Raw genomic sequence first — 9351 nt, forward strand, 5'->3', positions numbered from 1 at the left:
GGGGAAAGCTAAACCTAAAAATACCCTCCGCGTTAGTTAGATTATTCCATTGGATCGTACTTTTTCAGCGGGCAATTAAGAAAAGGAGCGTACTGCCGATAGGTTAAGAATTATTCAGATAATGTAAGAGACATGAAACAGGCGGGCTTGGTATTACTGATTGCACTTTTTTCCGCCGCACTGGCTATAGCCGGCTACCGGTACATCGACCAAAGAACGTCTTCCGCTTCTCCTGATGGCAAACCTCTTAGTTTATTCAACAATTCTTCCGCTGCCGTCACTTCCACCGGCCAACCGGATCTTGTACAGGCTGCTGCCCGGGTAACGCCTGCTGTCGTCCATATCAGGACCCTCTACGAGGTGTCTGCAGCTGCCAACCGCAACCCGATTTACGACCTTTATGGGGTACCGCAGGACCCTGCTCCGGCCAGGGGAGCTGGTTCGGGCGTGCTGATCACAGCTGACGGTTATATCGTGACCAACAACCACGTCATCGAAAACACATCCGAGATAGAAGTTACCCTCACTGATAAGCGCAGCTTCACAGCCAAACTGATCGGCCGCGATCCCGGCACCGATCTGGCCCTGCTGAAGGTCGAAGGAAAGGATTTACCTGTAGTGCCGAACGGCAATTCCGACAGCGTGCGGGTTGGGGAGTGGGTACTGGCCGTAGGCTATCCCTTGTCGCTCAACTCGACCGTGACAGCTGGTATCATCAGTGCCAAAGGCAGAAGCATCGGCATCCTGAACCGTCCGAGCCAAGACAGCTATGGCAACCCGGCACAGGCTGGTGCCAACACAGCCATCGAATCATTTATACAAACGGATGCCGCCATCAACCCCGGCAACAGCGGGGGCGCGCTGGTGAATGCGAACGGACAATTGATCGGCATCAATGCCGCCATTGCTTCCATGACCGGCAGCTATTCCGGCTACGGCTTTGCTATACCTGTCAACCTCATGCAGAAGGTTGTCAGCGATCTGAGGAAATTTGGTGAAGTAAGACGCGGGTATCTGGGGGTGAGTTTTCCGGCACCTGCCGTGGAAGACCAGATGCTGGAGGCGCGCGGTATAGATCCGGCAAACGTGAAGGGAGTATACGTGCTGGCCGTGCAGCCAGGAGGCGGGGCAGCGGAAGCAGGTCTGAAAGAGGGTGATATCATCCAAAGTATAGACGGCGTCCGGGTAATATCTTCGGCTGAGCTTTCGGAACGGGTTGCGCGCCACCATCCGGGCGATAAAATTGAGCTGAGCTACCTGCGCGATGGCCGCACCCGCAAGGCCAGTGTCACGCTAAAAGGAGAGACGGCAGAAAAAGAAGTAGCGGGCAGCGGACTGGAGGCCCGGCTCGGGGCAGCCTTTGCGCCCTTGCCCGACCAGGTGAAAGAGCGCTACGGCCTGCGCGCCGGATTGTATGTCACCGAAGTGCAGCGAGGCGGATTCTTCGACTCGGCAGGTATACCGAGAGGATCGATCATAACCCGGGTAAACGGCAACCCGGTCGGCAGCCTGTCTGATCTGAACAAGGTGCTAGGCGCTTCCCGCAGCGGTTCGGTGCGCCTGGAAGGCATTTTGCCGGATGGGACCCGCTTCGTATTCAGCTTCCCGCTCGGGGCCTGAGTGTGCTGCTTCGCCAGGTTCAGTCCTTTTTCGTCTTGTTTTGGTAGATCAGCTCGGAAACCTGCGCCAGCATAGCGGTCACCGCCTTGTCATCTTTTATATTCTTGGACAACAAGACCAGCACATACCTGCGGCCATCCGGTAACAGCACGATGCCCGAGTCGTGGCGGACACCTGTGATCCAGCCGGTTTTGTGCGCTACTTTCACGTCTTTGGGTAAACGGGCCGGAATCACGTCCTTGTGCTGCTGATCCAGCAGAATGTTGATCATTTCCTGCGATGCCTCCGGGCTGACGGTTTTGCCTTCCGCCATCTGCTGGAAGAGCACCATCAGGTCGTAGGCGGTCGTGGTGTTGTTGAGTCCTTTTTCGTAGGCTTTGCCGTCTTCCACGCCCCGCAGCACCTGTATGTCTTTGGCTCCCAGTTCCCGCATGGTTTGGGTTACTTTTCTGGCGTCGAGCTGTTCGATCACGATGTTGGTAGCCAGGTTGCTGCTGTGGATGATCATCTTGTAAAGGAGCTCTGAGAAAGGGCGCTTCTCACCGATCCTAGTATACAGTTCCGCCTCGCTGTCGTCTTCGGCGCCGATGCTAAACAGGCTGCCGTCCACGATGCTTTTAAATTCGTTTTTGACCAGGATGGAGTCCGACAAAGAAAATGCTCCTTCGGCTGCCTGCTTATAGGCTTCGATGAGAACCGGCGTCTTCATGGTGCTGGCCGCATGGAATGGCTCATGTTCGTTGATGAACAATTCCTCCCCTGTGTTCAGGTCTTTGAAGGCCACCGCAAATGTGCCTTCCTGCTGATCGAGTGTTTTGGTAATTTTTTGGCGCAACTGGTTCATAGCATGCCGGGGTTGTTTGGTTGAGGTGCAGGCCACCAGCAAAAGTGCCAGCAGAACAGGAGAAAGTGAGCGGTACGTCATACGTCAGAGAGTAGTGGGAGAAGGTTGAACGCCACCTGCTGCGAAGGGGCAACAGGTGGAGCGACAAGTGAAATCAAGGTCTGAACATGTTTTTCTATCTGGTAACCGGCCAAAGCAGTCGTTGCTATACCTTACCAGCCTATACCGTAATCCTCTCCGTGGTTGCTGGAGCCTCCCCAGAAGCTGCCGTGTTTCCAGTCAAAGTAAATGGCGTTGATCGGGCCGCTGGTGCGGTCATCAAAACTCAAGGTATAGCCCATCTTTTTGAGTTCGTTCCGCACGGCTTCCGGTGTGCTGTCGTGCAGCAGGATGTGCCCCGGCTTGGGCTTGCGGTCGTCTGTTTTCGAGCCACCCAAAGAGAGCCAGAGTTGGTTGGTATTGAAGTTGGCTGCTTCGGCCGCCTGCTGTACATTCATGTCAAACTCGACTACGTTGAGGAAGAACTGAAGCAGGTTCTGGTCCTGCGTATCCCCGCCCTGCACGGCAAAGGAAAGGAAGGGCTTGCCATCTTTCAGAGCCATAGAAGGTGTCAGCGTGACGCGTGGCCGTTTGCCCGGCTCTACCACGTTGAAGGGGTTCAGGTTGGCGTCCAGCACAAAGCTCTGCATGCGCTGACTCATGCCTATACCTGTATTCCCGGCAATAGTAGCGGGCAGCCAGCCACCGCTAGGCGTGATCGAAACCACCCAACCCTCTTTATCGGCCGCTTCCATGGTGGTCGTGCCCAGCCACAGCCTTTCCTGGTATTCGGCCATAGAAGAGCCGTTGCGGATGTCGTGGGTAGGAGCGAAGTTGCGCTTGGTCGTATCGAGTTCGTAGCCTCTTTGCTTCAGGAGTTTGAGGTAAGGATTTTTCCGGCCTTCAAAGGGGTACGGATCGCCGGGGCCGATGCCCGGGTTGTTCTGGTCGTAGCGGATCAGGCTGGCGCGCTGTTTGGCGTACTCCTTGCTCAGCAGGCCTTTCATGGGTTCCTCGGGGGCAAAATAAGAATCACCGTAGTAGAAATCCCGATCGGCAAAGGAGAGGTTCATGGCCTGGTACAAGGTATGGATGTACTTCGTACTGTTGTAGCCCATGCCTTTCAGGTCGAAGTTTTCGAGGATGTTGAGGCCCTGCAGCAGCACCGGTCCCTGCGTCCACTGCTGTAGCTTGTACACGTCGATTCCTTTGTAGTTCACCATCAGGGGTTCTTCTTCGATCGGCTTCCATTTGGCCAGGTCCTGCATCGTGATGAGGCCGCCCTGCTCTTTGGAACCCCGCACAAATTCCTTCGCAATATCGCCGGTATAGAAGCGGTCGTAGGCCGCCATAATGGCGTCTTTGCGGCTACTGCCTTTTTTCAGGGCCTCGCGTTCTGCTTCCACCAGTTTGGTGAGCGTTTGCAGCAGGTCTTTCTGTACGAATATCTCACCTGCTTCCGGCGCTTCCCTTTCTTCGCCGGGGTGCGTCAGGAATACTTTTTTGCTGTAAGGCCACTGCTTGAGCAAAGCTTTGTTTTTCTCAATGCTATTGGCCGTCTGCGCTTCGATGGGGTAGCCAGCTGCCAGTTCCATGGCGGGGGCCAGCACCTGCTCCAGGCTCAGGGTACCGTAGTTGGCCAGCATGTGCATCAGCCCGCCGGGTGTGCCGGGCGTTGTGGCAGCCAGGGGGCCGTTCTCGGGCGGGAAGTTATACCCTTTGCTTTTGAAGAACTTAACGGTGGCACCGGTCGGCGCTACGCCTAGGGCATTGATCGCAATGACTTTCTTGGTCTTCGGGTTGTAGATCAGGGCCTGTGTTTCGCCGCCCCAGCTCAGCACATCCCACATGGTGCAGGTAGCAGCCAGCATAGCACAGGCGGCATCCACGGCATTGCCGCCTTTCTGGAAGGTCATGGCGCCGGCTGTGGCCGCCAGGGGTTTGCCGGTGATGGCCATCCAGTTCTTGCCATGCAGGACGGGTTTTTGGGTCTGCTGGGCGGAGGCCGTGAAGGTGAAAGCAAGGAAGAGCAGAAGCGTGTATAGCTGTTTCATATATCAAATTTAAGCAACCAAATTAAGTAAAATCAGCTAGCAAACAAATGGCCCCTGTGTTAAACACAGGTGTTTGGAAGTGCATGTAGTTCTGATGGATATACAGCGTCTGTTGAGGTAAAGTATACAAGCAAAAAGCAGATGAATTTTTACAGGCTGATTTCGGGAAATCTCTTTACATTGGTACCTGGTTATCCTACAACTGACTCAGCACATGAACTACTTCAGCAGGCACACGGCTCCCTTCCTTCTTTTTATCACGTTCCTTTTTTCCTGTTCGGTCAACGAAAAAGCGGTTTCCTCGCAGGAGCTGACGCGCTGGGAAGAGCAGGCAGCGCGCGTGACCATCATACGGGATGATTTTGGCGTGCCGCACGTGTACGGGAAAACGGATGCCGACGCGGTCTTCGGGCTGTTGTATGCGCAGTGCGAAGATGACTTTAACCGGGTAGAACGAAACTACCACTGGGCGACAGGCCGGCTGGCCGAAGTGGAGGGGGAGGAGATGCTCTACAGCGACCTGCGGGCTAAGCTCTACATGAGCCAGGAGGAAGCCATCCAGAACTATGAGAAAAGCCCGGAATGGCTCAAAGCCCTCTGCCGCGCTTTTGCCGATGGCGTGAACTACTACCTCCATACTCATCCGGAAGTGAAACCCAAACTGCTGACACGCTTTGAACCCTGGATGCCGATGTATTTCAGCGAAGGCTCCATTGGCGGTGACATCGAGAGCGTTTCCACGGAGCGGATCAAAGCGTTTTATGAGAACAACAAATCGCTGGGACTCAACAGCTACGGCGACGGACTCGTGCACCCGGCCCTGCTCGAAGAACCCAAAGGCTCCAACGGCTTTACGATAGCCGGCGAACATACCGCCTCCGGCAATGCCATGCTGCTGATTAACCCGCACACGTCCTTCTTCTTCCGGGGAGAAGTACACGCGGTGAGCGAAGAAGGGCTGAATGCGTATGGCGCTGTGACCTGGGGACAATTCTTCATCTACCAGGGCTTCAATGAAAAGACCGGCTGGATGCATACCTCCGCCTATGCCGATGTGATCGACGAATTTGAAGAAACCATTGTGAAAGAGGATGGCAAATTGTTTTACCGGTATGGAAATGAAAACCGGCCGGTCACGACCTCGGAAGTGACCTTGTCCTACAAAGCCGGAGAAGAAGTAAAGCAGAAAACCTTCACCACCTACCGCACACACCATGGCCCCATCACGCACAAGAACGGGGACAAGTGGGTGGCCACGGCCCTGATGTGGAAACCGGTCGATGCCCTGACCCAGTCGTACACACGCACCAAGAAACGCAACCTGAAGGAATTTCATGAGATGATGCAGCTGCGGACAAACTCTTCCAACGGGACGGTGTATGCCGATGCAGATGGGAATATTGCCTACTACCACGGCAACTTCTTCCCAGTGCGCGATACCTCCTTCGATTATACCAAACCTGTGGATGGCAGCAATCCCAAAACCGACTGGAAAGGCTTGCATCCGCTCGAAGAAACTATCACGGTAATCAACCCGCCCAACGGCTGGATCCAGAACTGTAATTCCACGCCTTTTACCAGCGCCGGAGCGTATAGCCCGAAGCCGGAAGACTACCCGGTCTACATGTCGCAGTCCCCTGAGAACTTCCGCGGCATCCATGCGATCCGATTGTTGAAGAAAGCAAATGATCTGACACTCGACAAACTGATCGCGCTGGCCTATGACCCCTACCTGCCGGGCTTCGAATTGCTGATACCGGGGCTGGTGAAAGCGTATGATGCGCAGCAACCCAAAGACCCGAAACTGAAGGAAGCGATAGCCGTGATGCGCACCTGGAATTATGCAGTTTCAAAAGAATCAGTGGCCATGTCGCTGGCGCATTTTTATGCGACCAACCTGCTCAAAAACGGCAGCGCACCCAAAGGCCTGAACGTGGTGGAGCGCTTTGAATATTACACCCATACTGCGCCTGCAGCGGAGCGCCTGGAGATTTTCGGGCAGACCATCGCCCAGGTCGAAAAGGACTTCGGTCAGTGGCAGACACCCTGGGGAGAGATAAACCGTTTTCAACGGATTAACGGGGAGATCAAACAGCCGTTTAACGATGCACTGCCCAGCCTGCCGGTAGGTATGGCATCGGGGAACTGGGGAGCGCTGGCTTCCTACGGATCGAACACCTACAACACGAAGCGCCTCTACGGCACTTCCGGCAACAGCTTTGTAGCGGTTGTGGAATTCGGGGACAAGGTAAAAGCGAAGAGTATGCTGGCCGGCGGACAAAGCAGTGACCCCAATTCCCCGCATTTCGATGACCAGGCGCAAAGGTATGCCGATGTGCAGTTCAAGGATGTAGCCTATTACCGCGAGGACGTGGAGAAGCGCGCGACAGCGACCTACCAGCCGGGCAAAAGATAAGCCGGCAGGTATAGCTGCCCGTACCGGGTTTGCTCCCGGAAGCTAGTTCTGATCGTCTCCTGTAAAAGGAACGAACACCACCGGCAGCAGGCTTTTGGTAACTGCTTTGCCTTTCTTTTTTTCTACCATCGTCAGTAGCTGCGTCGAGGAGGGGGAACCAACCGGGATGACCATCCGGCCGCCTTCTTTGAGTTGCGCGAGCAGGGGAGGAGGTATGGTTTCGGCCGCGGCCGTGACGATGATGGCATCGAAGGGTGCCTGTTCGGGCCAGCCCCGGTAACCGTCGGCCACCTTCACGTGTACGTTGTCATAGCCCAGATTTTTGAGGCGCTCGGCTGCCGATTTCCCGAGCTCCGGGATGATCTCGATGGTGTATACCTCCCGCACGATCTCTGCCAGCACGGCCGCCTGGTAGCCGAAGCCGGTTCCGATCTCAAGCACTTTCATCCGGGGAGTTGGCCGGAGCACTTGCGTCATGTAGGCCACGATGTAGGGCTGTGAAATGGTCTGGCCGGAGCCAATGGGCAGGGCATTGTCTTCGTAGGCTTGGTCGGCCAGCTCCGGGGGAACAAACAAATGCCGTTTGACGGTGCGCATGGCGTTGAGCACGCCTTTGTCAGATATACCCCGCCTTTCGATGGCCTGCTGCACCATTTTTTCCCTCCTTTCCTTGTATACTTCTTCCTGTACCGGAACGGAAAGCAGCAGCAACAAAAGCAGGAGAGAAAACGGTGAAACCATAGCCAGAAACATTTCCGGTAGGAAGGCAACCTAAAAATAAACAGCATCCGCCAGCAGCGTACCAGGAGTACTTATTTTATACTTAGGCGGGTAGAATTAGTTCTGGTGATGGGTGGGCGAGGTAGTCATATGAGAAAGCTGTGGCAGCGCTTGTTAAGGGGCTACAATTATGCTACAAGTATAAACTGTTCTTTCTTTCAAACTTCCATACTTCAAGTTTTCAACCTGGCTTAACAATGAGGCCGGTTTGTAACTGGCCTAGCTATACAGTTTGATCCACGCCCGTTACAAACTGGTCCCGAACAAGCTCCAAGTTGAAACTTGAAGCATTCATATACTTGTTTTGCGCTCTTCCGGATTTCAATCCGGAAGTTTCTAAGCCGGGGATTCGTAATCCCAGTCCATCTGACTGCGCTGAAACGGATTGCAAATCCGCAGGTACATTCGTTCGGGATTGCAAATCCCGATCAGCAGACCTTCTTCCAGCAGTGCTTTGGCAACGGCATCCGGACCGACAGCTACTACAACAAATTTCCGTCCGATCCATTTCCTATGATGACTAAGCCAAGGTATAGAAACAGGCAAAATAAAGGTATAGACAGCTCATCGGAACAACGGCAAAGGCATGCTGTATACATTGCGTGCATCCGAGTAATGCTTCCTGCCGTTATACTGTTTGGATTTAGGTATAGACCTTCAGCAGCAAGGTAGAAAACTGGCAAATCCGCTATCATTCACTTCTTTAAATAAAGATTTTTATGAAATGGCAAGGCAGAAGAAAAAGCAGCAATATAGAAGACCGTAGAGGACAATCAGCAGGCGGTTTCGGAGGTGGCAGGGGCATCAGTCCCATGCTGCTCGTACCTTTGTTCCGGCTCCTTTTCTCAAAGGTGGGGCTGATCATTGTGGCGGTGCTGGTGCTGCTGATGTTTTTGACAGGAACCAATCCCATCGCGCTCATACAACAATTTTTGGGTGGGCAACCGCAGTATGCACAGTCAACCGACTACCAGCCAAACCCGGAAGAGCAGGCACTGGCCGACCAGACGGCCGTTGTGCTGGCAGATACCGAAGATGTCTGGAACAAGATTCTACAAGGGTATAGAGAACCTACCCTGGTGTTGTTTTCGGAGCAGGTAAACTCGGCCTGTGGACTTGCTTCTTCTGCCACAGGACCATTTTATTGCCCGGGCGATGAAAAACTCTACATCGATCTCAGCTTTTTTGAAGAGATGGATAGCAAACTGGGTGCTGAAGGAGACTTTGCGCAGGCCTATGTAGTGGGCCATGAGGTAGGGCACCATGTGCAGAAACTCACCGGTACCATGGACCAAGTAAACGCCATGCGGGGCCAGTTATCCGAAACGGAATTTAATAAGCTCATGGTACGGGTAGAACTGCAGGCTGATTTCTATGCCGGTGTATGGGCGAATCATACCCAGCGTTCAACCGGGTTTTTGGAGCCCGGCGATCTGGAAGAAGCCCTGAATGCAGCCAGTGCCATCGGCGATGACCGTCTTCAAAAGCAATCCACAGGAAGAGTGGTGCCAGACTCTTTCACACACGGCACCTCAGCCCAAAGAGTCCGCTGGTTTAGAAAAGGCTTCGAGACAGGCGATGTGTCACAGGGCGATACT

General features: G+C 54.1%; 6 protein-coding genes. 3 read left to right on the plus strand and 3 right to left on the minus strand.

The window, feature by feature from the left end; genetic code table 11:
- The first annotated feature begins 147 nt into the window (after positions 1 to 147).
- A complete protein-coding gene (locus OB13_RS10955; protein WP_461490206.1) occupies positions 148 to 1620 on the plus strand; it encodes a trypsin-like peptidase domain-containing protein in 1473 nt (490 codons plus the stop codon).
- A gap of 19 nt (positions 1621 to 1639) precedes the next feature.
- Here OB13_RS10955 and OB13_RS10960 read toward each other — a convergent pair whose 3' ends face one another.
- Positions 1640 to 2545 (minus strand): serine hydrolase, encoded by a 906-nt coding sequence (locus tag OB13_RS10960; RefSeq protein ID WP_461490207.1) that lies wholly within the window; start codon positions 2543 to 2545, stop codon positions 1640 to 1642.
- A gap of 131 nt (positions 2546 to 2676) precedes the next feature.
- Positions 2677 to 4557: a gamma-glutamyltransferase family protein gene (locus tag OB13_RS10965; protein WP_461490208.1), complete on the minus strand. Its 1881-nt coding sequence runs from the start codon at positions 4555 to 4557 to the stop codon at positions 2677 to 2679.
- A 214-nt stretch (positions 4558 to 4771) separates the two neighbouring features.
- Here OB13_RS10965 and OB13_RS10970 point away from each other — a divergent pair, with 214 nt between their 5' ends.
- Positions 4772 to 6973 (plus strand): acylase, encoded by a 2202-nt coding sequence (locus OB13_RS10970; RefSeq protein WP_461490209.1) that lies wholly within the window; start codon positions 4772 to 4774, stop codon positions 6971 to 6973.
- Between the two features lie 42 nt (positions 6974 to 7015).
- Here the strand turns inward: OB13_RS10970 and OB13_RS10975 are convergent, their stop codons facing one another.
- On the minus strand, positions 7016 to 7714 hold the full coding sequence (locus OB13_RS10975; RefSeq protein ID WP_461490210.1) for a protein-L-isoaspartate(D-aspartate) O-methyltransferase: 699 nt from the start codon (positions 7712 to 7714) through the stop codon (positions 7016 to 7018).
- 758 nt (positions 7715 to 8472) lie between these two features.
- Between OB13_RS10975 and ypfJ the strand changes: the two genes are divergently transcribed.
- A partial coding sequence (ypfJ, locus tag OB13_RS10980; protein WP_461490211.1) for a KPN_02809 family neutral zinc metallopeptidase occupies positions 8473 to 9351 on the plus strand: 879 nt, incomplete at its 3' end.

It is taken from the genome of Pontibacter sp. HJ8, assembly GCF_054824225.1.